Raw genomic sequence first — 22,877 nt, 5'->3', positions numbered from 1 at the left:
GTCCATGCTACCCGCGAGTGCGCCTAATTGAAACAATCGAAACCGATATTAGTACCGCGGCCGCACCCAGCAGCGGCCACACGCCCAGCGCGTCGACCCGATCGGCCAGCCAGGACTGCACCGCTCCGGCCGCGTGGATCACCGGATCGTCGGCTTCAGCGCCGGCGAAGTACAACCGGATCTCGTAGTAGCCGTAATAGGTCACGTACAACCCGGTCAACAACACGATCACCCCGGCGATCCGGCCCACATACGGCAGCACCCGCCGCAGCGCCGAGGTGGCCTTGGAATCGGCTCCCGACCCTGCCAGCGCCACCGCCAGCGCCGCCACCCCGACGGTGATGCTCATGCCGGCGGCGTAGGCCACGAACGCCAGCACGCCGGCCAGCGTCGACCCCTGCTGGAAGGTGGTGCTGATCACCGCGAGAAACGGTGCGATCGTGCAAGACAGCGACGCGATCGCATAACCGACCCCGTAGCCGTACATCGAGCCCAGTCGCGCGGTGGGTGTGCCCCCGGCGGTGGGCATCAACATCGAGATGTCCCGGCCGGCCAGCAGCCAGGCGCCCATCGCCAGCAGCAGCACGCCGATGACCACGGTGGCGAACGGCAGATACTTCTGAGCCGAGGCGATCAACGGCGACACCGCCAGGCCGAAGATCCCGAACACCGTCAGGAACCCGGCCGACATCGTCACCGTCGCCGCGCCGGCCCGGGCCAGCGCGGCCGGGCGCGACGTGTCCCGGCTGCCGGCGATCACCAGCCCCAGATACCCCGGCAGAAACGCGAACCCGCACGGGTTAAGCGCCGCAACCAGTCCCGCGCCCAGCGCGAAACTCAGTGTGGCGGTGTCGATCACGAATTCTTCAGCGCCTGCACCCGCGCACTCAGCTCGGCCTCGGACAACGAGCCCTTCACCACCTCGACCTCGCCGCCCGGACTGATGAAGGCGTACGCGGGCTGGCGGGTCACCCCGAAGCGGGCCCACACCGCCGCGTCGGTGTCCGCCAGCTCGGTGAAGCCCTCGACGCCGTACTTGGCGGCGAACTCCTGCAGCGCGTCCGGCTGATCCCGGGCGCCGACCCCGACGAACGTCACCGCCGGGTTCGCCGCGGCCACTTGCGCGACCAGCGGCGCCTCCTTCTGGCAGGTGGGACACCACGGCGCCCAGAACCACAGCACCGCCGGCCGGCCGGCCAGGCTGGCACCGGAGAACGGCCGGCCGTCGAGGGTCTGCGCGGTGAAGTCCAGCTGGGTGCCCTCGGCCGGCGTCCGGGAACCGCAGCCGGCGATCAGCAGCACCGCCAACAGCACAACCGCGAGCAGCCGAAATCCAGAAGTCTTCTCAGCGGGCATGTCGCCGAGTATGCCACCGCATCCAGCGGGGCTAAGGTCGCTTGCATGGCCCGCGGACGCCTGGAACACACCGCCGACATCGCCGCGCCACCCGAGGCCGTCGCCGCGTTCCTGGCCGACCTGGTCAACTACGAAGCCCTGCACCCGATGTTGGTGGACGTCCGCCGGGTTCCCGGTGGCACCGATGGCGCCACCCGCTATCTGGCCCCGCACCGCATGCGCCTCTGCGGCATACCGATCCGCTTCACCTGCCGGGTGGAGCTGCGCGCCGCCGGCCCCGGCGACATCGTGAGCCACACCCGGCAGCGGCCCGGCATCGAGATGTGGTCGACGGTGACGGTGCGCCCGCACGGGGCCGGCAGCCGGCTGCACGAACACGTCGACATCACCGCACCCCGGCTGTTGATGAACACCGTGCTGCGCGACGGCGGCGCCTCACACGCCGCGATGTGGGAGAACCTGCGCCGCCATTTCGAAGACTGAGCGACGCGGGCATGCTGGAAGCCATGAACCGAAGCGAGATCACCGAGCAGATCGTGGCCGCCCGGCTGGCCAAGGGCCTGAGCTGGCAGGAACTGGCCGACGCGATCAACCGGCCGGTGGTGTGGACGACGTCGGCACTGCTGGGCCAGCAGCCCATCCCCGCCGAGCTGGGCGAGATCCTGGTCGGCCTGCTGGAGTTGGATCGCTCCGCGGTACCGGTGCTGGCCGCGGTGCCGATGCGCGGCGGGTCAGCCGCCCGGGAAGCGCCCGCCGACCCGACCATCTACCGGCTGTACGAGGCGCTGGGCGTCTACGGTCCGGCGATCAAGGAACTCATCCATGAGCAGTTCGGCGACGGCATCATGAGTGCGATCAACTTCAGCATGGACCTCGAGCGCAAGCCGCATCCGGGCGGTGACCGGGTGGTGATCACCTTCGACGGCAAATTCCTGCCCTACGAGTGGAATTCAGCGGACCGAGTTCCCGACGATGGTTGCTGACCGACCCACGACCCAGCCGCTGACCGCCGACCTGGTGCTGTCCGGCGGGGGAGTGCGGTTCATCGGGCTGGTCGGGGCGGTGGTCGCGCTGATGGACGCCGGCTACTCGGTGCAGCGCATCTCGGGGGTGTCCGGCGGCTCGGTGGTGGGCACCATCCTGGCCGCCGCCGCCCAGGGCGACCAGCTGACCGCCGCGCAGGTCAAGGAGCTGGCGCTGTCGGTGCCGCTGGACACCTGGCGCGACACGGAGGTGCCGGTCCCGCTGCTGGGCGCGGCCTACGGGTTCCTGCGCGACAGCGGCCTGTACCGCGGCGACGTCGCCCACGACTGGATCCGCGGCGAGCTGGCGAACCTGGGCGTGCGCACCTGGGGCGATCTGGCCTACGACCATGACAACCTGCTCGCCGAGCGGCGCTACCGGGCGGTGGTCACCGTGACCGATGTGACCACCGGCCAGCTGGTCCGGCTGCCGTGGGACTACCGGCGGGTCTACGGCCTCGATCCCGACGAGCAGTCCGTCGCCGACGCGGTCCGCGCTTCGATGTCGGTGCCGTTCTTCTACCGCCCGATGACGCTGACCAGCGCCACCGGGCGGCGCTCCACGCTGGTCGATGGCGGCGTGCTGTCGAACTTCCCGATCTACACCTTCGACCGGCTCGACGGCCGGGTGCCGCGGTGGCCCACCTTCGGGGTGACGGTGGTGCCCGAGCTGTCCGGCGGCGACATCGGTGACATGGTTCCCGGCCTGCGCCCGCTGCGCATGTTCGGGCAGTCGCGGCTGCTGGAGAACCTGATCAGCACGCTGCTGATCGGCCACGACCAGACCTACCTGAACCAGCCGTGGGTCAGCGTGCGCGCCATCAAGGTCGACCCGACCGACGTCGGCGTGCTGGACTTCGGGATCGCCCGCGACCGGCTCGAAGAGCTCTTCGACAACGGCTACACCGCGACGCAGGAATTCCTGGCGACCTGGGACTGGCCGGCCTACCTGCAGCGGTTCCGGGTCGCGCACTACCCGGGAGCAGACTCGGCCCGCCCCGACTGAAACCGCCTCAGTGGCGGTGCTTGCCCAGCTCGGCGCTGGCGTCCCCGAGCCGCACCGTGATGTCGGTGTTGGCGGCGTTCTCGAGTTGCTCGCGGCCGCGCAGCCGGTCCTGGATCTCGCGGGCCGCCCCGTTGATCCGCTCGATCTCGGCGCGGAACACGTCCGGCCGGGTCTCCTTGGACGCGTAGTGGAAGTAGCTGAGCAGGCTGCGCAGCAGCTCCAGCTTCTGCTTCTCCCGCTTGGCCAGGTCGTGCGTCGTCATCAACTCGACCCGCCGCACCGGAGGCAGGTCACCCCAGTCGAGCGTCACCTTGTTCTCGTAACGGGTGCGCTTGCCGCGCCCGAACCAGCCCTTGGGCTCCTCGGGGGTGTCGTGGTAGCTCACCGTCCCGGTGAACCGCGACTCGATGCCCTCACCGAGTTCGGCCCGGTCGATCGCTGAGTCCCACACCGTGCGCCACTCCTGGTTGGGCGCCAGCACCGTCAGCTCCTCGGGCAGCTGCAAGGCCACCACGTCGGCGTAGCCGTCGGAGGCCGTCTCGTAGCGGGCCACCGTGGGCGGCTGGGCGAACGAGAACCCGATGTCGTAGGCGGCGGTCTTACCGAAGTTGCGCACCACCAGCTCGATGACGTGCCAGTCCGCGGCGTGCGGCTCCATGAACATCGCCACGTGCGGGCGGGTCTGCTCGGCGGCCGCCCGCCGGTTGCGCTGCAGTTGCCGATTCAGATAGAGCAGCGCCAGCACGGTGATCCCGATCGCCAGCCACGCGGCGCACGCCAGCCACGCCTCCGGCCCCGCGTGGGTGATGTCGTACCAGCGATCCTCTACTGATCCCATCGGCTATCCCCTCATCCGCCCATCAGCATGCGCCACCGGTCCAGGCTGTCGGCGCGAAATACGTAGTTGGATCGCTTGACCTCGGAGAGCGCGGCGCTCGGATCGGTGGAATACCAATGGCCGGGAAACACCGTCGGGTCGCCCGGCAGGGCGGCCAGCTGCTGCAGGCTGCGATACATCTCATCGGAGTCCCCGCCCGGGAAATCGGTGCGCCCACAGCCGTCCAGGAACAACGTGTCCCCGGCGACCAGCCGGCCGTCCAGCAGGAAGCACTGACTGCCCGGGGTGTGCCCGGGGGTATGCAGCAGCTCGATCTCGATGTCGCCGATCGCGACCTTGTCGCCGTGCTCGTGCGAGGTCAGGTCGGTCATCGCAATCCCGGTGATCCGTGAAACCCACTGTGCCTCATGGGTGTTCACATGAACCGGGACGCTGACCCGCTCCAGCAGCTCGGCGAGGCCCTTCAGCTCGAAGCCCATCATCTCCCCGCCCACGTGATCGGGGTGGTGGTGGGTAACCAGCACCCCCGACAGTCGCATGCCGTCGGACTCCACGGTGTCGAGCAGGTCCCCGGCGGCGTAGGCCGGGTCGACCACCACCGCGTCGCCGGTCTGTCGGTCGCCGATCAGGTACGCGAAATTGCGCATCTGGGCGGCCATCGGGTCCCCGACCGCGAAATCGCGTCCGGAGAGCAACTGGCGGAAATAGAGCCTGTCGGATTCGGGCACGCCCTCCACCCTAAAGCAGTCGATTGCAAGTGCGGCGGAGCCGGGCGCAGGGGGTGCCACCCGCTCCCCGGGGAAGGCTCGCGCTGGTCTGTCAACCGGCGATTACCAGCCCGCGGAGCCGGTATCAACCATTGCGGTTTGGTGACCTCGTAGGCGAGGTTGTAACCTTCTACAGGCTTACGGCGCCGCAACGGCCGCCGTGAGCGAGGCCCCCTTAGCTCAGTCGGCAGAGCGTTTCCATGGTAAGGAAAAGGTCAACGGTTCGATTCCGTTAGGGGGCTCGGTGGACGCCGGGCCTGCTGGCAGGTGTATTACCCGCGGCGATGTAGCTCAGTTGGTTAGAGCGAACGACTCATAATCGTTAGGTCGCCGGTTCAAGTCCGGCCATCGCTACAACGACAACCAGCGCAACAACAGATGAAAGAGGGCAGCTGACGTGGCCTCCAGCACCGATGTGCGGCCGAAGATCACCTTGGCCTGTGAGGTGTGCAAGCACCGCAACTACATCACCAAGAAGAACCGCCGGAACGACCCCGACCGGCTGGAGCTGAAGAAGTTCTGCCCCAACTGCGGCAAGCACGAGTCGCACCGCGAATCCCGCTAGTAGCGCGAACCGTGTCGTTGGCCGAGCGCCTCGCCGGGGCGCGATACCGCTATCCCGACCACTATGAGGTGGAGCGGGAGAAGATCCGCGAGTACGCGCGCGCGGTCAAGGCCGTGGATCCGGCCAGTTTCGACTTGCGGGCGGCCGCCGGCCTCGGCTACGACGGCCTGCTGGCTTCGCTGACCTACATCTCGGTGTTCGGGCACAAGGCGATTTCGGCGTTCTTCGAGCATGCCGGTGTCGCCGTCGACGACGCTCAGATCGTCCAAGTCGACCAGAAGATCGAGTTTCACCAGCCGATCAAGGAAGGCGACCGGCTGTACTGCGACGTCTCGGTCGAATCGGTTCGCCGCGCACACGGCACCGACATCATCGTGACCAGGCAGCTGGTCACCAACGATGCCGATGAGATCGTGCAGGAGACGTACACGACGCTGGCGGGTCGCGCCGGCGAGGGAGATAAGGGTTTCACCGATGGCGTTGCGTGAATTCAGTTCGGTCAAGGTCGGCGATCAGCTGCCCGAGCGGGTCATCCCGCTCACCCGGCAGGACCTGGTCAACTATGCCGGCGTGTCCGGCGACCTTAACCCGATCCACTGGGACGACGAGATCGCCCAGCAGGTCGGCCTGGACACCGCGATCGCCCACGGCATGCTGACCATGGGGCTCGGCGGCGGCTACGTCACCGCCTGGGTGGGAGACCCGGGCGCGGTGACCGAGTACAACGTCCGCTTCACCCAAGTGGTGCCGGTGCCCAACGACGGCAAGGGCGCCGAGGTCATCTTCAGCGGCCGGGTGAAGTCTGTCGACCCGGAAACGAAGTCGGTGACGATCGCGCTCAGCGCCACCAGATCTGATGGCAAGAAGATCTTCGGACGGGCGGTCGCCTCGGCGAAGCTGGCCTAGGGAAAATAATGGCGATCAAAACCGATATCCGGGGCATGATCTGGCGCTACCCGGAGCCGTTCGTGGTGGGCCGCGAGAAGGTCCGCGAGTATGCCCGGTCCGTCAAGGCCGAGGACCCCGCCTGCTACGACGAGGCCGCGGCGGCCGAACTGGGCTATGACTCGGTGCTGGCCCCGCTGACCTTCGTGTCGATCCTGGCCAAGCTGGTGCAGTCCGACTTCTTCCGCAATGTCGACACCGGCTACACGACCATGCAGATGGTGCAGGTCGACCAGGGATTCACTTATCATCAGCCGATCAAGGCCGGCGACGTCCTGTACGCCCGGATGGACATCGCCTCGGTCAACGAGCGGTTCGGCGCCGACATCGTCACCACCCGCAACATCTTGACCAACTCCGACGGCGACATAGTCCTGGAGGCGTTCACCACGATCATGGGCCACGAGGGCGACGATTCGGTCAGCCTCAAGTGGGACGCCGAATCCGGTCAGGTCGTCCGAACGGCCTGATTAGTAACTGGCCCGGGCGGCGAGGTACACTCGAACCTCGGGGTTTTCCCAGCACTAGCGCGCTTTCCGTGGATCCGGGGAGCGCGCGAATTGTGTGGGCCGGAGACGGTGCACTGGTGAAACTCCGGACCGCGCAGGTTGGTCTGCCAACCGCGAAGGGGCGTAGCTCAACTGGCAGAGCAGCGGTCTCCAAAACCGCAGGTTGCAGGTTCAAGTCCTGTCGCCCCTGCTGACGTGCCATGGTGGACAGTGGACACTGGAACTCACCAGGCGCGGTACGGCAATACGTAAGCGAGAAGAACGAAGGAGCATGCGGTGACCGACGAGCTCGACCGTCCCGACGCCGCAGCCGGCGGCGACAGCGAGGCCGACTCCACCGGCCACGGGCGCACGGCCGTGGCGAGCATGCAGGCCGGCGCGCCGCTGCGGCCCACCGGTAAGCGCTCCCGGCGCCGTGGGGGCGCCGATGACGACTCGGCCGAGTTGGAGTCCACGGCGACGGAGCTGGGTGTGGACGGCACCGGCGCCAAGAAGGCCAAGAAGGCCAAGAAGAAGTCGGACGGGCCGTCGCGCAATCCGTTCGTTTTCGTTTTGAACTATCTCAAGCAGGTCGTCGGCGAACTTCGCAAGGTGATCTGGCCGAACCGCAAGCAGATGGTCACCTACACCGCGGTGGTGCTGGTATTCCTGGTCTTCATGGTGGCCTTGGTCGCCGGGGCCGACTACGGATTCGCCAAGCTGATCCTGCTGGTGTTCGGCGAGTGAAGTAATTAGGGAAGGACTGACAACCGTGACTACCTTCGACGGCGATACGCCCGCGGGCGAGCCGGTCGACGTGGCGGAGACCACCGAGGCGCCTGCCGAGGCCCCGGCTGAAGAGACCCTTGCGGCTGCTGACGCCGCTGAGACCGCGGAGGGCGCCGAGGCTGCCGAAGCCGAGCCGGAAGAGCTCGACCCCGCGGTGGTGCTGAAGGCGGAGCTGCGCACCAAGCCGGGCGACTGGTACGTCATCCACTCCTACGCCGGCTACGAGAATAAGGTGAAGGCCAACCTCGAGACCCGCGTGCAGAACCTGGACGTCGGCGACTACATCTTCCAGGTGGAGGTGCCCACCGAAGAGGTCACCGAGATCAAGAACGGCCAGCGCAAGCAGGTCAACCGCAAGGTGCTGCCGGGCTACATCCTGGTGCGGATGGACCTGACCGACGACTCCTGGTCGGCGGTGCGCAACACCCCGGGCGTCACCGGCTTCGTCGGCGCCACCTCTCGCCCGACCTCGTTGCCGCTGGACGACGTGGTCAAGTTCCTGCTGCCGCAGGGCGCGGCCAAGAAGGCCGGGCGGGGCCCCTCGACCACCGCGACGACCACGCACGACGGCGGCCTGGACCGGCCGGTCATCGAGGTCGACTACGAAGTCGGCGAGTCGGTCACCGTCATGGACGGCCCGTTCGCGACGCTGCCCGCCTCGATTTCCGAGGTCAATGCCGAGCAGCAGAAGCTCAAGGTGCTGGTGTCCATCTTCGGACGCGAGACACCAGTGGAACTGACCTTCAACCAGGTCTCCAAGATCTAAGTAGTAAGCGAAAGGAACACCAACACTCATGGCCCCGAAGAAGAAGGTCGCCGGTCTGATCAAGCTGCAGATCGAAGCCGGCCAGGCCAACCCCGCGCCGCCGGTGGGACCCGCGCTCGGTCAGCACGGCGTCAACATCATGGAGTTCTGCAAGGCGTACAACGCCGCCACGGAGAACCAGCGCGGCAACGTCGTCCCGGTCGAGATCACCGTCTACGAGGACCGCAGCTTCACCTTCGCGCTCAAGACCCCGCCGGCCGCCCGGCTGCTGCTCAAGGCTGCCGGCATCGCCAAGGGGTCGGCCGAGCCGCACAAGACCAAGGTCGCCAAGGTGAGCTGGGACCAGGTTCGCGAGATCGCCGAGACCAAGAAGGCCGACCTCAACGCCAACGACATCGAGGCCGGCGCCAAGATCATCGCCGGCACCGCCCGCTCCATGGGCATCACCGTCGAGTAGTACCCCCACTCGACGAATGTCCTGAGCACGACGAAGCGGGCCGAGGAACGAGGCCCAGCGCAGGAGTGCGAAGGAGTATTCGGAGAGAAACGGAACCGTGGGAGGGCCAGCTTCGGCCCGCAAACCACAACCAACCACGAGATTGGATAACCGATGAGCAAGAACAGCAAGGCCTACCGCGCCGCCGCCGAGAAGGTGGACCGCGACAACCTCTACACCCCGCTGCAGGCCGCCAAGCTGGCCAAGGAGACGTCGTCGACCAAGCAGGACGCTACCGTCGAGGTGGCCATCCGGCTCGGCGTGGACCCGCGTAAGGCCGACCAGATGGTCCGCGGCACCGTGAACCTGCCGCACGGCACCGGAAAGACCGCCCGGGTGGCGGTGTTCGCGGTCGGCGAGAAGGCCGATGCCGCCGTCGCCGCGGGCGCTGATGTCGTCGGCAGTGATGACCTGATCGAGAAGATTCAGGGCGGTTTCCTCGACTTCGACGCCGCGATCGCCACCCCCGACCAGATGGCCAAGGTCGGTCGCATCGCCCGCGTGCTGGGCCCGCGTGGCCTGATGCCCAACCCCAAGACCGGCACCGTCACCCCCGACGTCGCCAAGGCCGTCTCCGACATCAAGGGCGGCAAGATCAACTTCCGGGTGGACAAGCAGTCCAACCTGCACTTCGTCATCGGCAAGGCCTCGTTCGACGAGTCCAAGCTGGCGGAGAACTACGGCGCCGCCCTAGACGAGGTGCTGCGGCTCAAGCCGTCGTCGTCGAAGGGCCGTTACCTCAAGAAGGTCATCATCTCGACCACGACCGGCCCCGGCATTCCGGTGGACCCGACCGTCACCCGGAACTTCGCGGCCGAGTAGGGCACGCATCGAAAAGCCCCCGCACGCTTGCGCGTGGCGGGGGCTTTTCGACGTGATCGAGGCTCAGGCCGCTTGCTTGACGTAGCTGACCAGGCTGACGTCCAGGGCCTCGTCGGCGAAGTAGTGCTCGCAGCCGCGCAGATACTTCATGTAGCGCTGGTAGACCTCTTCGGACTGGATCGCGACAGCCTCGTCGTGGTGCGCCTCCAGCGCATCACCCCAGATCCGCAGGGTCTTGATGTAGTGCGACCGCAGGGAAAGCGCTTCGGGCACAGCGAAACCGGCCTTCTCGCCGTGCTCCACCATCATGTCGGTGGTGGGCAGGCGCCCGCCCGGGAAGATCTCGGTGAGGATGAACTTGATGAACCGGGCCGTCTCGAACGTCAGCTTCTTGCCGCGCGCGTTCAGGTCATAAGGATGGAAGCTGACACTGCTCTGGATCGCCATCCGGCCGTCGGCCGGCATGATCTCGAAACAGTTCTTGAAGAAGTCGTCGTAGTTCTCGAAGCCGAAGTGCTCGAACGCCTCGATCGAGACGATCCGATCCACCGGCTCGTCGAACTCCTCCCAGCCCTGCAACAGAACCCGCCGAGAACGCGCGGTGTCGATCTCGTCGAGCAGGCTCTGGGAGTAGGCGTGCTGGTTCTTGCTCAGCGTCAGCCCGATCACGTTGACGTCGTAGCGCTCCACGGCGCGCTTCATGGTGCCGCCCCAGCCGCAGCCGATGTCCAGCAACGTCATCCCGGGCCGCAGGTTCAGCTTGTCCAGGTTCAGGTCGACCTTGGCGATCTGCGCCTCTTCCAGTGAAATGTCCGGCGGCTCGAAGTACGCGCAGCTGTAGGTCCGGCTCGGGTCCTGGAACAGCGCGAAGAAGTCGTCGGACAGGTCGTAGTGGGCCTGGATGTTCTCGAACTTCGGACGCATCCCCTCGGCGCGTGTGGCTTTTTCCACCATCTGTTTGTCCACCATGTGTGACTGGTTGCCTTCCTGATGTAACCCGTCGTGACCGGACCTGGCGGGTGCCGTCTGGTCGGTCAACTGTTGCAGCTTAGCGGGTCGAGGGTGAATCGGTTGACGGGAAATGCGATCATGCCGGATCCCGCGGAGAGCCGGTCCCGTGCTACTTCTGCAGCGTGTACTGATGGACCGTGTTGTAGCCGTCGCGGAACAGTTTCACGCAGCCGTTGAGGTACTTGTCGAAGCGGTCGTAAGCCTCCTGACCTTGCACTTCGATCGCCCGCTCCTTGTTGGCCGCCAGCATCGCCGCCCAGTCTTCCAGGGTGCGCGCGTAGTGCGGCCCGATCTCGTCGTCCCGGGTCACGGTGAAGCCGGCCTGGGCGGCGTACTGGCGGGGCAACCAGGCCGAGGGCAGCTGACCGCCGGGGAAGATCTCTTTCATGATGAACAAGGTGAACTTGGCCAGGTCCATCGTCAGCGGCAGACCCCTGGCCTGCGCATCATCCGAACCGGCGATCGCGGTGATGGTGTGCAGCAGCATGCGCCCGTCATCCGGCAGCGCCTGGTAGGTGATCCGGAAAAAGTCCTCCCAGCGCTCCCGGCCGAAGTGCTCGAACGCGCCGATCGACACGATCCGGTCCACCTTGTCGGTGAACTCCTCCCAGCCCTGCAGTCGCACTTCGACGCTGCGGTTGGTCTCCACCTTGGCAAGCTTTTCGATCGCGTACGCGCGCTGCTCACCGCTGAGGGTGAGCCCGATGACGTTGACGTCGTAGGTCTCGATCGCGCGTTGCATGCAGGCCCCCCAGCCGCAGCCGATGTCGAGCAGCGTCATTCCGGGCTTCAGGCCCAGCTTGCCCAGCGCCAAGTCGAACTTGGCGATCTGCGCCTCGTCGCAGGTGGTGTCCTTGTCGGGGTAGAACCCGCAGGTATAGCCCATCGTGGGTCCCAGGAACAGCTCGTAGAACTCATTGGAGATGTCGTAGATCGACTGCAGTTCTTCGTACTTGGGTTCCAATTTCGGCATGGCTCGGTTTACTCACGATCTTCTGGGGGGTTAGGAAGAGGCCCCGACATCGTACCGTCCGCTGTTAGCCGGATAACAATTAGCTAGTGGCCGGCAGCAAACGTCGTGGTCAACTCGGTGATCACCGGATCCCACAGTTCCTCAGGAAGGTCATGGCCCATGCCCTCGAACAGCACCAGCCGGGCCCGATCGATGGCATCGGCGATCGCCCGGCCGCCCGACGGCCGCATCAACTTGTCGGCCAGGCCGTGGATGACCACCGTCGGCGCGGTGATCAGTTGGTCGTAGGCGGCCAGGCTCCCGCTGGCCAGGATGGCGCCGAACTGGCGGGCGATGCCCCACGGGTAGTAGCTGCGTTCGTAGGCCTCGGTGACGTTGGCCCGCAGCTGCTCCTCCGGTGTCGGATACCGGGGACTGCCGATGATCCGGCTGGCCCGCACCGCGTTGTTGACGATCACCTCACGCGGCGAGTCCGGCGGCGGACCGGACAGCAGTGCCATCAGCGCGCGCGGCGCCGGCGGCGGCAGGAACCGGCGGTTGTTGCTGGAGAAGATCACCCCCAGCGACCGGGTCCGCTCGGCGAACCGGGCCGCGAACACCTGCGCGATCATCCCGCCCATCGATGCGCCGACCACGTGGGCCCGGTCGATGCCCAGATGATCGAGCAGCGCGGCGGCGTCGTCGGCCATGTCTTCCAGGGTGTAGACCGCCGAGCTCGGCTTGCCCAGCCAGAACCGCGCCATCCGGGGCACCAGCGCGCCGCGGGCATGCTTGCGGCCCAACTTGGTGGACAGGCCCACATCCCGGTTGTCGTAGCGGATCACCCGCAGACCCTGGGCGACCAGCTTCTCGCAGAACCCGGGACGCCACAGCAGCAGCTGCGCGCCCAGACCCATCACCAACAGGACCGCCGGATCGTCCGGGCTGCCCATGTCCTCATAGAAGATCTCCAGCTCGCCGGAGCGGGCGGTACCGCTGCGCACGTCCACGACTAAACCTCCGGCGAGTCTTTGTGTTCACGGCTGACGTCGACCATGAAGTTGGCGAAGTAGCCGGTCAGTTGCGGGTCCGACATCATCTGCCAGCGCGGCGCCAGCAGCTTCATGTAGCGCTCCACGTACAGGAACTGCTTGCCGATCAGCACCAGCTCGCGCGGCAGCTTGACATCGTAGGCGTCGGCCAGCGCGCCGAGCTGCTTGCCGATCTCGGCATAGGACATGTCGCCCAGGGTCGTCATGGTCAACGGGGTGGAGAACGCCTCCAGATCCTTGGCGGCCTGCGCCTCGGGCTTCATCGTGCCGACCGCACCCATCAACACCACGATCTTGCCGGCCGCGGCGTGGTCCTTCTTGACCAGCAGCGCATACACGAGTTCGCGCAGCAGCCATCGGGTGCGCGGGTCGATGCGGCCCATGATCCCGAAGTCAAGAAAAACGACACGTCCGTCTCCGTCGACGAGCAGGTTGCCGGCGTGCAGGTCGCCGTGGAACAGGCCGTGCCGCAGCCCGCCCTCGAAGGTGGAGAACAGCAGTGCCTTGACCAACTCCACGCCGTCGAAACCCGCCTTGCGGATGGCCGGGGCGTCGTCGATACGCAGACCCGCGACCCGCTCCATGGTCAGCACCCGCTCGCTGGTGAAGTCCCAGTGCACGTCGGGCACCTTGATGTTGCGGCCCAGCGGTGAGGCGTGCAGATGCGACACCCAGGTCTGCATCGACTGCGCTTCGATGCGGAAGTCCAGCTCCTCGGCGAGGTTGTCGGAGAAGTCGGCGACGACGTCCTGCGCCGACAGCCGCCGGCCCAGTTTGGCCAGCTCGACGACCTGCGCGAACCGTTTGAGGATCTGCAGGTCGGCGGCCACCCGGCGGCGGATCCCCGGGCGCTGAATCTTGACGACGACGTCCTCGCCGCTGTGCAGTGTGGCGAAGTGCACCTGCGCGATGGACGCCGACGCGATCGGGGTCTCGTCGAACTGCGCGAACAGCTGCTGCGGTTCGGCGCCCAGCTCCTCGACGAACAGTTTGTGCACCGCCCCGGGGTCGGCCGGGGGAACCGAATCCAGCAGGCCGCGGAACTCCCGCGACAGCGGTTCACCGAACGCGCCGGGGCTCGAGGCGATGATCTGGCCGAACTTGACGTAGGTGGGGCCCAGGTCGGCGAACGTCTGCGGCAGCTCCCGGATCACCTTCTGCTGGACCGGGCCGGGTTTGAGCAGCCGGGTGAACACCCGGGTGGCGGCGCGGGTGAGCTGCCAGCCCGTCGCGCCGATGCGGGCGGCCTCGACCGGAAGCGGCACCCGGTCCAGCCGGGCCACCTGGCGTGCTGGGGTCGAACTCATTGCTGCAGTCTGCCAAATCAAAGCCGGAAGTTGTCTGGCAATGCCTGGCCGGCCGGTCCCCACGGCGGTGCCGGCAGGTCATGCCCCGTCGCCGAAAGGAGCCATGCGGTCGGCGCACATCCGTAGGTTTGTGCCATGCAGGTGATCTCCGCCGAATCGACCGAGAAGTTCGTCGGGCCGGCCGACGCGCCCGTGCAGCTCGTCCGGGTCGAATACCGCGACGCCGAGGTGGCGACACCGCTGCGTATCGACGGCGACCGGCTGGCAGGGGAGGCCGTGGCCGGGCCCGGAAGCGGTGTCGTCGAGGTGCCGGTGAGCGTCGACGACCCGGTGCCGGGTCAACGCCGGGCCGCCCAGGTCAACGGCGCCGGTTTCACCTTCACCGTGGCCGAGCCTGGCTGGACGATGTTCCTGGTCGGGCACTTCCACTACGACCCGGTGTGGTGGAACACCCAGGCCAACTACACCAGCGCGTGGACCGAGCATCCGCTGGGCGCGTGCCGCCAGACCAACGGGATCAACCTGGTGCGCAGCCACCTGGACTGGGCGCGCGAGCACCCCGAGTACAAGTTCGTCATGGCCGAGGTCGACTACCTCAAGCCGTACTGGGACACCCACCCGGCCGACCGCGCCGAACTGCGCCGGTTGCTGGCCCAGGGCCGCGTCGAGGTGATGGGCGGCAGCTACAACGAGCCGTCGACCAACCTCACCGACGCCGAGACGACGATCCGGAATCTGGTGGCGGGCATGGGTTTTCAGCGCGACATCATGGGCGCCGCCCCGGCGACGGCCTGGCAGCTCGACGTGTTCGGCCACGACCCGCAGTTCCCCGGGATGGTCGCCGACGCCGGGCTGACCTCCAGTGCGTGGGCGCGCGGGCCGTTTCACCAGTGGGGGCCGATGGCCGGCGGGGGTGATCCGCGCCGGATGCAGTTCGCATCCGAGTTCGAATGGATCTCGCCGTCGGGAGGTGGCCTGCTGACCCACTACATGCCGGCCCACTACGCCGCCGGCTGGTGGATGGACGCGCGGGAGACGCTGGCCGACGCCGAGGACGAGGTGTACCAGCTGTTCGTCGAGATGAAGAAGGTCGCCGCCACCCGCAATGTGCTACTGCCGGTGGGCACCGACTTCACCCCGCCGAACCGCTGGGCGGTGCAGATTCACCGGGACTGGAACGCCCGCTACACCTGGCCGCAGTTCGTCTGCGGGCTGCCGCGCGAGTTCTTCGCCGCAGTGCGGGCCGAACTGGCCGAGCGAGGCGAGAACCCGTCCCCGCAGACCCGGGACATGAACCCGATCTACACCGGCTGCCACGTCTCCTATATCGACACCAAGCAGGCCAACCGCGCGGCCGAGCGGGCGCTGCTGGCCGCGGAGAGCTTCGGGGTGTTCGCCTCGGCGCTGACCGGGACCGACTACCCGGAGGCGGCGCTGGCCAAGGCGTGGGCGCAACTGTGCTACGGCGCCCACCACGACGCGATCACCGGGTCGGAGGCCGACCAGGTGTACCTGGACCTGCTGACCGGTTGGCGCGACGCCTGGCAGCTGGGCGCCGATGCCCGCGACGCCGCGCTGGCGGTGCTATCCGGGTTGGTCGACGCCGGTTCCGGGGGCGGCCAGACCACCGTGGTGTGGAATCCGGTGGCCGCCGACCGCACCGATGTGGTCACCGTGCGCCTGGACCCGCCGCCGGCGGCCGGGGTGCGGGTGTTCGATTCCGACGGCACCGAGTTGCCCGCCCACGTCGAGCACGGTGGACGGTCGGTGAGCTGGCTGGCCCGCGACGTGCCGTCGCTGGGCTGGCGGTCCTACCGGCTGGCACCGGCGCCCGAACCACAGGGCTGGGCGCCGATACCCGGCACCCGGATCTCCAACGAGCACCACCGGCTGACCGCCGATCCCGACCGCGGCGGCGGCATCACCTCATGGCGCTGCGACGGGCGCGAAATGATCATCGAGGGCGGGCTGGGCAACCAGCTGGCCGTCTACGACGAATACCCGAAACATCCGCAGTCCGGTGAGGGCCCGTGGCATCTGGTGCCCAGCGGTAACCTGTTCACCTCGGCGGTGGCCACCGACGTCACCGTGCAGGCCTACCGGGGGCCGCTGGGGGAGCGGCTGGTGATCTGCGGGCGGATCCGGGGCGTGCTGGCCTACACCCAGACCCTGACGCTGTGGCACGGCGTGGACCGGGTGGACTGCTCCACCACCGTCGACGAGTTCACCGGCGCCGATCACCTGCTGCGGCTGCGCTGGCCGTGCCCGGTGCCCGGTGCGCTGCCGGTCGCCGAGGTGGCCGACGCCGTGATCGGCCGCGGCTTCGCGCTGCTGCACGAGCCCAGCGGACGCTCGGTGGACACCGCGCAGTTCCCGCGGACCCTCGACACCCCGGCCAACCGCTGGTTCGGGCTGTCGGCGACGGCCCGGATCCGGGTCGGCGACGGCAGCCGGGCGGTCTCGGTGGCCGAGATCGTCACCCCGGACGGCGTTGCGGCACCGCGGGATCTGATGGTGGCGTTGGTGCGCGCCGGTGTCACCGCCAGTTGCTCGGCGGCCGGCGGGCCCCGCTACGGCAACCTCGACGTCGACTCCAACCTGCCCGACGTCCGGATCACGCTCGGTGGGCCGGACCGCAACGCCTTCACCCGGGCGGTGCTGGATGCCGCCGATCCGGCCTACACCGCCGAGCTGGACCGTCAGCTCGAGCGGCACGGCCGGGCCCGGGTCTGGGTGCCCGCGGCGAAACCGCTCGCCGAGGTGTGGGTGCCCGGCGCCGACTTGAGCGGCCCGCGCGCCCTGCCGGTGCTGGTGATCGCCGGCCGCGACGACGAGACTTCGGTGGCCGAGATCGCCCGGGTGACTGACGACCTGGCCGACAACGAGATCACCGTGGCACAGACCGCCCGCGCTGACCTGGAGCCGTTCGAGGTGCGCAGCGTCGCGCTGATCAACCGCGGCGTGCCCAGCTTCGCCGTCGACACCGCCGGCACGCTGCACACCGCGCTGTTGCGGTCGTGCACCAGCTGGCCGTCGGCGGCCTGGACCGACGATCCGCGCCGCACCGCACCCGACGGCAGCGCCTTCCAGCTGATGCACTGGACGCACACCTTCGACTACGCCCTGGTGGCCGGTGACGGCGACTGGCGTCAAGCCGGCATCCCGGCGCGCAGCGCGGAGTTCGCCGACCCGCTGGTGGCCGGTGCGGTGGCCGAGGGCTCCGGGGCGCTGCCGGTGACCGGCTCGTTGTTGCGCATCGACGCCGCCGGTGTCGGCCTGGGCGCGCTCAAGGCGGCCGGCAACCCGACGGCGCGCGGCAGCACGCAACCCATCGATCCCAAGACCGTCACCCTGCGGCTGGTGGAGACCCGCGGCGCCGATGCCGCCGTGACGCTGCGCAGCGACGTGGGGGCGGTGACCGTGCAGGGCCGCGCCGACCTGCTGGAGCAGGCCCGCGAGCACCCGGACCCGCAGCAGCTGCACGGCTACGAGATCGCCACCGTCACCGCCAGACTCGACGTTGAACGCCTAGGCGTCGCCGGCCCGTTGGCACCCGATGCGGAGACCGCCCAGCCGCTGTACGCCCGCTACTGGCTGCACAACCGCGGGCCGGCACCGCTGGGCGGCATGCCGGTGACCCCGGCGCTGCATCCACACCGGCTCGACGCCGACCCGGGTGCGCGGTTGAGCCTGGATCTCACCGTGGCCAGCGACAGTGTCGATGCCGAACTGGCCGGCGCAGTCACGCTGGCGTGCCCGGCCGGCTGGGACGCAGCCCCGGCCGCGCATCCGGTGCAGCTGGGCGCCGGCGAGCATGTCTGCAGGCCGCTGGCGGTGACCGTGCCGGCCGACGCCGCGCCCGGGCTCTATCCGATCCGTGCCCGCCTCGACCTCACCGGCGACGTTCCGCCGTCCTGGCGCCAGCCGGTCGAAGACGTCGCGGTGGTGCGTGTCGGCGATCCCGGCGCTGACCGGCTGTTGTACGTCGACGGGCCCGGCGCGGTCGAGGTGAGCGCGGGGCAATCCGCGCGACTGCGTGTCACGGTCGGCACCGACGCCTACCACGATCTGGCCGTCGAGGCGCATCTGATCAGCCCCTGGGGCACCTGGGAGTGGGCTGGACCCGCCGCGGTGGGTGCGGAGCTGCCGGCCCGGGGCAGCATCGAACTCGACTTCACGCTGAGCCCGCCGGTATGGGCACCGCCCGGCACCTGGTGGGCGCTGGTGCGGGTCGGCGGGGCGGGCGCGCTGGTGTACTCACCGGCGGTGCGGCTGGCGGTGGCGGCGCCCGGCACGGGCGGGCTCGACTGATGGCCGACGTGCTCGCCCTCGATGTCGGCGGCACCAAGATCGCGGCCGGCCTGGCCGACGCCGACGGAACCCTCGTTTACACCGCGGTTCGGCCCACCAGGGGCGACCGGGACGCCGAGGTGGTCTGGGCGGTGGTGGCCGAGTTGCTCGACGACGTCCTGGCGCAAGCCGGCGGACGGGTGCGTGCGGTCGGGATCGGCTCCGCCGGTCCCGTCGACGTCAACGCCGGCACGGTCAGCCCGATCAACATTCCCGGCTGGCGCGGATTCGCGCTGCGCGACCGGGTGGCCGCCGCGGTGCCCGGCGTACCGGTCGCCCTGGGTGGCGACGGGGTCTGCATGGCGCTGGGCGAACACCGGCACGGGGCAGGCCGGGGGACGCGCTCCATGCTCGGCATGGTGGTCTCCACCGGGGTGGGCGGCGGCCTGGTGCTCGACGGCGTGCCGTTTCACGGCCGCACCGGCAACGCCGGGCACGTCGGCCACGTCGTCGTCGACCCGGGCGGTGAAGCGTGCCGGTGTGGCGGGCGCGGCTGTGTGGAGACCGTCTCCTCCGGGCCGTCGATGGTGCGCTGGGCGCTGGCCAACGGGTGGACGCCGGCAGGGCCCGACGCGGACGCCAAGGCGCTCGGTGCGGCCGCCGAGGCCGGCGATCCGGTGGCGCTGCGCGCATTTCGGCGCGGCACCGACGCGCTGGCGGCAATGATCGCTTCGGTGGCCGCGGTCTGCGACCTGAATCTGGTGGTGATCGGTGGGGGAGTCGCGAAATCCGGTGCGCTGCTGTTCGATCCGCTGCGTGCGGCGTTGTCCGCGTACGCCCGGCTGGATTTTTTGACCGGACTGCAGGTGGTGCCCGCCGAACTGGGTGGCGAGGCCGGGCTGGTGGGCGCGGCCGCGTTGGCCGCCCTTCGTTGACCCTGCGTGTACCAGGCAAAAGTGCGAGTGGGCACCCTGGTGGACGCAGAGTCAACGCTGCATATGTGCGCGCCCCCAGTCGCAGAGCGCCTGCAGCACCGGTGCCAGCGTCGCGCCGTAGTCGGAGATCGAATAGTGCACGCACGGCGGCACGGTGCCGGCGTCGTGACGGTCGATGATGCCGTCGTCCACCAGTTCGTGCAGGTGACGGATGAGCATCCGCTCGCTGATGCCGGGAATGCTGCGCCGCAACTCGGCGGTGCGCATCGGCCCGTCGGTCAGTCGCCACAGGATGGTGCCCTTCCAGCGGCCGTCGACGACCGACAGCGCGGCGTCGATCGGGCACTCGCCGACTTCTTTCTTCGATACCGCCACCAGCGTCTCCTATGCTGACTAATTTGTCAGTACCTTGTTTTTTGTCAGTTTAACTACCATAGTCGATGCGATGATGCTCGGAATCGTGGCGGTAGCGGTGGTCGGTGTCCTGGTGGGCTCGGAGTTCGCGGTGGCGGCGTTCTTCCACCCGATCGTCGGGCGCCTGCCCGATGAGGCGTTTCAGGCCGCCCGTAGCGCGAGTGCCCGGTTGCTCGGGCGAGTGATGCCGTTCTGGTACCTGGGCTCACTGGCGCTACTGGTGATCGCCGCTGCCCTCGGCGCCGGCACGCAGCGCTGGCTGATCGGGGCCGGGGTGGCCCTGATGACGGTCGTGGCACTGATGTCGGTGACGATGCTGGTGCCGATCAACAACCGCATCGCCGCCGGCGAGGTGCCGCGCCCGCTTGCCGAGCGCTGGGACCGGCTGCATCGGGTGCGGGTGGTGCTGCTGGGTGCAGTGCTCGTCCTGTTGGTCGTCGCGAGCGCATAGGCGGCGATGGCCGTTTTGGCTGATCGCCACCCATCGCGCTATGGTGTGTGCCGATCCACCGAAGACCGTCGGTCACCGAGCAATCGGTTGAAGGTCCGGGAACATCCCGGCGGCCCACGCAGGAGGACGAGGCACCGGCCCGCCGGCACGAACTTGTGACGCCCCGACCGCTTCCTGCGTCGGGGCGTTCGTCGTCTCCGAGGCGGATCGCACGGACACCCACAGCGACCCCGAGGAGGTATGCATGGCGCGGGCTGACAAGACCGCCGCCGTCGCGGACATCGTCGAGCAGTTCAACGACTCGACCGCCACCGTGATCACCGAGTACCGCGGTCTGACCGTGGCGCACCTGGCGGAGCTGCGGCGCTCACTCGCCGGCTCGGCCACCTACACGGTGGCGAAGAACACGCTGGTCAAGCGGGCTGCTTCGGAGGCCGGCATCGAGGGCCTCGACGAGCTGTTCGCCGGGCCCACCGCGATCGCGTTCGTCCGGGGCGAGCCGGTCGACGCCGCCAAGGCCATCAAGAAGTTCGCCAAGGACCACAAGGCGCTGGTCATCAAGGGCGGCTACATGGACGGCCACGCGCTGACCGTGGCCGAGGTGGAGCGCATCGCCGATCTGGAGTCGCGCGAGGTGCTGCTGGCCAAGCTGGCGGGTGCCATGAAGGGCAACCTGTCCAAGGCGGCCGGCCTGTTCGCCGCTCCGGCCTCGCAGCTGGCCCGGCTGGCCGCTGCGCTGCAGGAGAAGAAACCCGCCGACGCTCCCGCTGCCGCCGAGGCGCCGGTTGCCGAGGCTCCCGCCGCGACCGAGGCCCCGGCCGACGCCGAGGCTCCCGCCGACACCGCCGAGGCTCCGGCCGAGGCTGCCGAATAACCAGGCATAACCCCCAACCCCGACTTCCTTAACCGGAATCAGAAAGGACCGAAATCATGGCCAAAATGTCCACCGAAGAGCTGCTCGACGTCTTCAAAGAGATGACCCTGCTGGAGCTGTCGGAGTTCGTGAAGCAGTTCGAGGAGACCTTCGAGGTCACCGCTGCTGCTCCGGTCGCCGTCGCCGCTGCCGGTGGCGCTGCCCCGGCTGCCGCTGAGGCCGCCGAGGAGCAGTCCGAGTTCGACGTCATCCTGGAGGCGGCCGGCGACAAGAAGATCGGCGTCATCAAGGTGGTCCGCGAGATCGTCTCCGGCCTGGGCCTCAAGGAAGCCAAGGACCTGGTCGACGGCGCTCCCAAGCCGCTGCTGGAGAAGGTCGCCAAGGAGGCCGCCGAGGAGGCCAAGACCAAGCTCGAGGCTGCCGGCGCCACCGTCACCGTCAAGTAGCTCGCACTACAGCCCAAACCCCCGGAACCCGCGAGGTCCGGGGGTTTCGGCTTTCTCTGGTCTGCGGTGAGGTTGCGGGCTGAGGGAGCTCAGGTCAGCTGCAGCGCCGCTTGCCGCGATTGCTCTACCCGGTCGGGGGGATCGCCGAGCGAGATCGCCAGGCGGGTGGTCATCACGGCCAGCACCAAGTCGACCGCGCTGCCGTCGTCACCGAAAAAGCCGGCCAGTTCGAGCATGACGAAGCCATGGATCAGCGTCCACATCTGGGCTGCGACGGAGATGACCGTGAGCGGGTCGTCGGCCGACCCCTCGAACCGGCCAGCTGCTATCGCCCGGTGTGCACCGGTCATGGGGTGCGCGAAACTCGGGTAATGCTTGAGGATCTTCTCCGGCGACATCGTGAGCATGTTGTAGGAGGGCGCGTTGATGCCGTGTGCGCTGGTGCTGCCGAACATCAGTCGGTAAAGGTGTGGGTGTCCGACGGCGAAGCGCCGGTAGGCCGCACTCATCGCGAACAGGTCAGCGACCGGGTCGTCCGTCGGCGGTAACGTCAGCGCGGCGTCGAACCGACGCCAGCCCTCTTGAGCGACCTCGGCGATCAGGCCGGGCATTCCGCCGAAGTAGGTGTACACGCCCATCGTCGAGGTGCCGACCGCCGTGGCGACCTTGCGGGCCTGCAGGGCCTCCGGGCCGTGAGTGTTGAGCAGCTCCAGGGCGGTGTTCACGAATTTCTCGCGCCCGCTGCGGTTGCGTGGCGTAGGCACGGTGCCATGTTTCCATACAGCGCCTGGCTCGCAAATAAGCGGGCGCATCCGCGGATTCTTCGCAGATTCGATGGTCAGCGGAGTCGTTCTCGCGTGCTCCGGGCTGTCCTGGCGAACCGCAACATTCTTTAGGGTACCTAAGAGGCTGTGACGGCGTGGTGATGTTGCTCAGTCGCCCGGCGCCGCCTCCGAGGGGCGTGGTAGCTAGTTGCTGTCTGCCAGGCGGCTGCGCGGCGTGGGCTCGCTAACTGTGCGCGGCGGAATGTAGCGCCGTTAGCAGCGGAGTTGTTTGCTCCAGCGCGGCGGTGTCGAGTTTCCGGGTTGGCCTGGCGGGGGCGAAGTGGCTTCGCCTGATCAAACGGAGCCGAGCAGGCCGGGGTGCGACCGCGTGGGGTTTGCCGGCGGCGGTTGACGGTGTGGCATATGCCCGTTATGTTTAGCGACTACTCAGGTACAACATCGTTATAACGGGTGGATGCTGGGCTGTGGCAGCCGGTGTGGGGCTCGTGGTTGGAGGGCTG

General features: G+C 68.3%; 26 protein-coding genes and 3 tRNA genes. 19 read left to right on the top strand and 10 right to left on the bottom strand.

What is annotated here, in order from left to right:
• Nucleotides 1–7: 7 nt before the first annotated feature.
• Nucleotides 8–859 carry a cytochrome c biogenesis CcdA family protein gene (locus AWC24_RS10585; RefSeq protein WP_085084685.1) on the bottom strand — a complete coding sequence of 284 codons (852 nt, stop codon included), beginning with the start codon at nucleotides 857–859 and terminating at the stop codon, nucleotides 8–10.
• Nucleotides 856–1,356 (bottom strand): protein disulfide oxidoreductase, encoded by a 501-nt coding sequence (locus AWC24_RS10580; RefSeq protein ID WP_085084683.1) that lies wholly within the window; start codon nucleotides 1,354–1,356, stop codon nucleotides 856–858. Before AWC24_RS10580 ends, AWC24_RS10585 begins: the two co-directional genes overlap by 4 nt.
• A gap of 45 nt (nucleotides 1,357–1,401) precedes the next feature.
• Between AWC24_RS10580 and AWC24_RS10575 the strand changes: the two genes are divergently transcribed.
• Genes AWC24_RS10575 through AWC24_RS10565 form a run of 3 tightly spaced genes read left to right on the top strand, consistent with a single transcriptional unit; the run spans nucleotide 1,402 to nucleotide 3,384 of the window.
• A complete protein-coding gene (locus tag AWC24_RS10575) occupies nucleotides 1,402–1,839 on the top strand; it encodes an SRPBCC family protein (RefSeq protein WP_085084680.1) in 438 nt (145 codons plus the stop codon).
• A 23-nt stretch (nucleotides 1,840–1,862) separates the two neighbouring features.
• A complete protein-coding gene (gene cynS, locus AWC24_RS10570; protein WP_456320083.1) occupies nucleotides 1,863–2,339 on the top strand; it encodes a cyanase in 477 nt (158 codons plus the stop codon).
• Nucleotides 2,329–3,384, top strand: a complete 1,056-nt coding sequence (locus tag AWC24_RS10565) for a patatin-like phospholipase family protein (protein WP_085084677.1) — start codon at nucleotides 2,329–2,331, stop codon at nucleotides 3,382–3,384. The genes cynS and AWC24_RS10565 overlap by 11 nt, the downstream gene beginning before the upstream one ends.
• Nucleotides 3,385–3,391: 7 nt before the next feature.
• On the opposite strand, the gene AWC24_RS10560 is transcribed toward AWC24_RS10565, so the two are convergent.
• Nucleotides 3,392–4,222, bottom strand: coding sequence for a DUF8453 domain-containing protein (locus AWC24_RS10560; RefSeq protein ID WP_085084675.1), 831 nt, complete (start codon nucleotides 4,220–4,222; stop codon nucleotides 3,392–3,394).
• Nucleotides 4,223–4,233: 11 nt separating this feature from the next.
• The gene (locus AWC24_RS10555; protein WP_085084673.1) at nucleotides 4,234–4,950 is read right to left on the bottom strand and encodes an MBL fold metallo-hydrolase; all 717 of its coding nucleotides are present in this window, start codon (nucleotides 4,948–4,950) and stop codon (nucleotides 4,234–4,236) included.
• Between the two features lie 208 nt (nucleotides 4,951–5,158).
• Between AWC24_RS10555 and AWC24_RS10550 the strand changes: the two genes are divergently transcribed.
• From AWC24_RS10550 to rplA, 11 genes are all read left to right on the top strand, one after another.
• A tRNA-Thr gene (locus tag AWC24_RS10550) sits at nucleotides 5,159–5,231 on the top strand.
• A gap of 38 nt (nucleotides 5,232–5,269) precedes the next feature.
• A tRNA-Met gene (locus AWC24_RS10545) sits at nucleotides 5,270–5,343 on the top strand.
• Between the two features lie 43 nt (nucleotides 5,344–5,386).
• The gene (gene rpmG / locus AWC24_RS10540; RefSeq protein WP_024440978.1) at nucleotides 5,387–5,554 is read left to right on the top strand and encodes a 50S ribosomal protein L33; all 168 of its coding nucleotides are present in this window, start codon (nucleotides 5,387–5,389) and stop codon (nucleotides 5,552–5,554) included.
• A gap of 11 nt (nucleotides 5,555–5,565) precedes the next feature.
• Entirely contained in the window at nucleotides 5,566–6,042 is a 477-nt protein-coding gene (gene hadA / locus AWC24_RS10535; RefSeq protein ID WP_085084671.1) for a (3R)-hydroxyacyl-ACP dehydratase subunit HadA, read from the top strand.
• A complete protein-coding gene (gene hadB, locus AWC24_RS10530) occupies nucleotides 6,029–6,460 on the top strand; it encodes a (3R)-hydroxyacyl-ACP dehydratase subunit HadB (protein WP_085084669.1) in 432 nt (143 codons plus the stop codon). Before hadA ends, hadB begins: the two co-directional genes overlap by 14 nt.
• Nucleotides 6,461–6,468: 8 nt before the next feature.
• The gene (gene hadC / locus AWC24_RS10525) at nucleotides 6,469–6,969 is read left to right on the top strand and encodes a (3R)-hydroxyacyl-ACP dehydratase subunit HadC (protein ID WP_085084667.1); all 501 of its coding nucleotides are present in this window, start codon (nucleotides 6,469–6,471) and stop codon (nucleotides 6,967–6,969) included.
• A 156-nt stretch (nucleotides 6,970–7,125) separates the two neighbouring features.
• A tRNA-Trp gene (locus AWC24_RS10520) sits at nucleotides 7,126–7,198 on the top strand.
• Nucleotides 7,199–7,284: 86 nt separating this feature from the next.
• Nucleotides 7,285–7,734 (top strand): preprotein translocase subunit SecE, encoded by a 450-nt coding sequence (secE, locus tag AWC24_RS10515; RefSeq protein WP_085084665.1) that lies wholly within the window; start codon nucleotides 7,285–7,287, stop codon nucleotides 7,732–7,734.
• 25 nt (nucleotides 7,735–7,759) lie between these two features.
• The gene (nusG, locus tag AWC24_RS10510; protein ID WP_085084663.1) at nucleotides 7,760–8,542 is read left to right on the top strand and encodes a transcription termination/antitermination protein NusG; all 783 of its coding nucleotides are present in this window, start codon (nucleotides 7,760–7,762) and stop codon (nucleotides 8,540–8,542) included.
• A 28-nt stretch (nucleotides 8,543–8,570) separates the two neighbouring features.
• The gene (rplK, locus tag AWC24_RS10505; protein WP_064855581.1) at nucleotides 8,571–8,999 is read left to right on the top strand and encodes a 50S ribosomal protein L11; all 429 of its coding nucleotides are present in this window, start codon (nucleotides 8,571–8,573) and stop codon (nucleotides 8,997–8,999) included.
• 153 nt (nucleotides 9,000–9,152) lie between these two features.
• Nucleotides 9,153–9,860, top strand: a complete 708-nt coding sequence (gene rplA, locus AWC24_RS10500) for a 50S ribosomal protein L1 (RefSeq protein WP_085084661.1) — start codon at nucleotides 9,153–9,155, stop codon at nucleotides 9,858–9,860.
• 63 nt (nucleotides 9,861–9,923) lie between these two features.
• Here rplA and AWC24_RS10495 read toward each other — a convergent pair whose 3' ends face one another.
• The 4 genes from AWC24_RS10495 to AWC24_RS10480 form a co-directional block, all read right to left on the bottom strand.
• Entirely contained in the window at nucleotides 9,924–10,829 is a 906-nt protein-coding gene (locus tag AWC24_RS10495; protein WP_085084930.1) for a cyclopropane mycolic acid synthase family methyltransferase, read from the bottom strand.
• Between the two features lie 151 nt (nucleotides 10,830–10,980).
• Nucleotides 10,981–11,844: a cyclopropane mycolic acid synthase family methyltransferase gene (locus AWC24_RS10490; RefSeq protein WP_085084659.1), complete on the bottom strand. Its 864-nt coding sequence runs from the start codon at nucleotides 11,842–11,844 to the stop codon at nucleotides 10,981–10,983.
• Nucleotides 11,845–11,927: 83 nt separating this feature from the next.
• Nucleotides 11,928–12,833 (bottom strand): alpha/beta fold hydrolase, encoded by a 906-nt coding sequence (locus AWC24_RS10485; RefSeq protein ID WP_085084657.1) that lies wholly within the window; start codon nucleotides 12,831–12,833, stop codon nucleotides 11,928–11,930.
• A gap of 2 nt (nucleotides 12,834–12,835) precedes the next feature.
• A complete protein-coding gene (locus AWC24_RS10480; protein ID WP_109560401.1) occupies nucleotides 12,836–14,182 on the bottom strand; it encodes an ABC1 kinase family protein in 1,347 nt (448 codons plus the stop codon).
• Between the two features lie 135 nt (nucleotides 14,183–14,317).
• On the opposite strand from AWC24_RS10480, the gene AWC24_RS10475 reads away from it, so the two are divergent.
• Both AWC24_RS10475 and AWC24_RS10470 read left to right on the top strand, forming a co-directional pair.
• On the top strand, nucleotides 14,318–18,493 hold the full coding sequence (locus AWC24_RS10475) for a glycoside hydrolase family 38 N-terminal domain-containing protein (protein WP_085084653.1): 4,176 nt from the start codon (nucleotides 14,318–14,320) through the stop codon (nucleotides 18,491–18,493).
• Entirely contained in the window at nucleotides 18,493–19,407 is a 915-nt protein-coding gene (locus tag AWC24_RS10470) for an ROK family protein (RefSeq protein WP_085084928.1), read from the top strand. Before AWC24_RS10475 ends, AWC24_RS10470 begins: the two co-directional genes overlap by 1 nt.
• Before the next feature lie 51 nt (nucleotides 19,408–19,458).
• On the opposite strand, the gene AWC24_RS10465 is transcribed toward AWC24_RS10470, so the two are convergent.
• Nucleotides 19,459–19,782, bottom strand: coding sequence for a winged helix-turn-helix transcriptional regulator (locus AWC24_RS10465; RefSeq protein WP_085084651.1), 324 nt, complete (start codon nucleotides 19,780–19,782; stop codon nucleotides 19,459–19,461).
• A 70-nt stretch (nucleotides 19,783–19,852) separates the two neighbouring features.
• On the opposite strand from AWC24_RS10465, the gene AWC24_RS10460 reads away from it, so the two are divergent.
• The 3 genes from AWC24_RS10460 (at nucleotide 19,853) to rplL (ending at nucleotide 21,592) form a co-directional block, all read left to right on the top strand.
• Nucleotides 19,853–20,272, top strand: coding sequence for an anthrone oxygenase family protein (locus tag AWC24_RS10460; RefSeq protein ID WP_085084649.1), 420 nt, complete (start codon nucleotides 19,853–19,855; stop codon nucleotides 20,270–20,272).
• 244 nt (nucleotides 20,273–20,516) lie between these two features.
• Nucleotides 20,517–21,146 carry a 50S ribosomal protein L10 gene (gene rplJ / locus AWC24_RS10455; RefSeq protein WP_085084647.1) on the top strand — a complete coding sequence of 210 codons (630 nt, stop codon included), beginning with the start codon at nucleotides 20,517–20,519 and terminating at the stop codon, nucleotides 21,144–21,146.
• 56 nt (nucleotides 21,147–21,202) lie between these two features.
• Nucleotides 21,203–21,592 carry a 50S ribosomal protein L7/L12 gene (gene rplL / locus AWC24_RS10450; protein ID WP_085084645.1) on the top strand — a complete coding sequence of 130 codons (390 nt, stop codon included), beginning with the start codon at nucleotides 21,203–21,205 and terminating at the stop codon, nucleotides 21,590–21,592.
• 89 nt (nucleotides 21,593–21,681) lie between these two features.
• Here the strand turns inward: rplL and AWC24_RS10445 are convergent, their stop codons facing one another.
• Nucleotides 21,682–22,404 (bottom strand): TetR/AcrR family transcriptional regulator, encoded by a 723-nt coding sequence (locus AWC24_RS10445; protein ID WP_085084643.1) that lies wholly within the window; start codon nucleotides 22,402–22,404, stop codon nucleotides 21,682–21,684.
• Nucleotides 22,405–22,877 lie beyond the last annotated feature (473 nt).

It is taken from the genome of Mycolicibacter senuensis (assembly GCF_002101885.1).
GTDB lineage: Bacteria > Actinomycetota > Actinomycetes > Mycobacteriales > Mycobacteriaceae > Mycobacterium > Mycobacterium senuense.
Note: the sequence above shows the minus strand (reverse complement) of the source record. Positions and strands in the feature narration are given on the sequence as shown.

Excerpts from the sequence above, each read along its gene's own strand:
- hadC (WP_085084667.1), top strand. The coding sequence starts at position 6,469 with ATGGCGATCAAAACCGATATCCGGGGCATGATCTGGCGCTACCCGGAG.
- AWC24_RS10575 (WP_085084680.1), top strand. The coding sequence starts at position 1,402 with ATGGCCCGCGGACGCCTGGAACACACCGCCGACATCGCCGCGCCACCC.
- AWC24_RS10580 (WP_085084683.1), bottom strand. The coding sequence starts at position 1,356 with ATGCCCGCTGAGAAGACTTCTGGATTTCGGCTGCTCGCGGTTGTGCTG.
- rplL (WP_085084645.1), top strand. The coding sequence starts at position 21,203 with ATGGCCAAAATGTCCACCGAAGAGCTGCTCGACGTCTTCAAAGAGATG.
- AWC24_RS10475 (WP_085084653.1), top strand. The coding sequence starts at position 14,318 with ATGCAGGTGATCTCCGCCGAATCGACCGAGAAGTTCGTCGGGCCGGCC.
- rplK (WP_064855581.1), top strand. The coding sequence starts at position 8,571 with ATGGCCCCGAAGAAGAAGGTCGCCGGTCTGATCAAGCTGCAGATCGAA.
- AWC24_RS10560 (WP_085084675.1), bottom strand. The coding sequence starts at position 4,222 with ATGGGATCAGTAGAGGATCGCTGGTACGACATCACCCACGCGGGGCCG.
- AWC24_RS10470 (WP_085084928.1), top strand. The coding sequence starts at position 18,493 with ATGGCCGACGTGCTCGCCCTCGATGTCGGCGGCACCAAGATCGCGGCC.
- AWC24_RS10480 (WP_109560401.1), bottom strand. The coding sequence starts at position 14,182 with ATGAGTTCGACCCCAGCACGCCAGGTGGCCCGGCTGGACCGGGTGCCG.
- AWC24_RS10445 (WP_085084643.1), bottom strand. The coding sequence starts at position 22,404 with ATGCGCCCGCTTATTTGCGAGCCAGGCGCTGTATGGAAACATGGCACC.
- hadB (WP_085084669.1), top strand. The coding sequence starts at position 6,029 with ATGGCGTTGCGTGAATTCAGTTCGGTCAAGGTCGGCGATCAGCTGCCC.
- rplJ (WP_085084647.1), top strand. The coding sequence starts at position 20,517 with ATGGCGCGGGCTGACAAGACCGCCGCCGTCGCGGACATCGTCGAGCAG.
- cynS (WP_456320083.1), top strand. The coding sequence starts at position 1,863 with ATGAACCGAAGCGAGATCACCGAGCAGATCGTGGCCGCCCGGCTGGCC.
- rplA (WP_085084661.1), top strand. The coding sequence starts at position 9,153 with ATGAGCAAGAACAGCAAGGCCTACCGCGCCGCCGCCGAGAAGGTGGAC.
- AWC24_RS10565 (WP_085084677.1), top strand. The coding sequence starts at position 2,329 with ATGGTTGCTGACCGACCCACGACCCAGCCGCTGACCGCCGACCTGGTG.
- AWC24_RS10490 (WP_085084659.1), bottom strand. The coding sequence starts at position 11,844 with ATGCCGAAATTGGAACCCAAGTACGAAGAACTGCAGTCGATCTACGAC.
- AWC24_RS10460 (WP_085084649.1), top strand. The coding sequence starts at position 19,853 with ATGATGCTCGGAATCGTGGCGGTAGCGGTGGTCGGTGTCCTGGTGGGC.
- AWC24_RS10495 (WP_085084930.1), bottom strand. The coding sequence starts at position 10,829 with ATGGTGGACAAACAGATGGTGGAAAAAGCCACACGCGCCGAGGGGATG.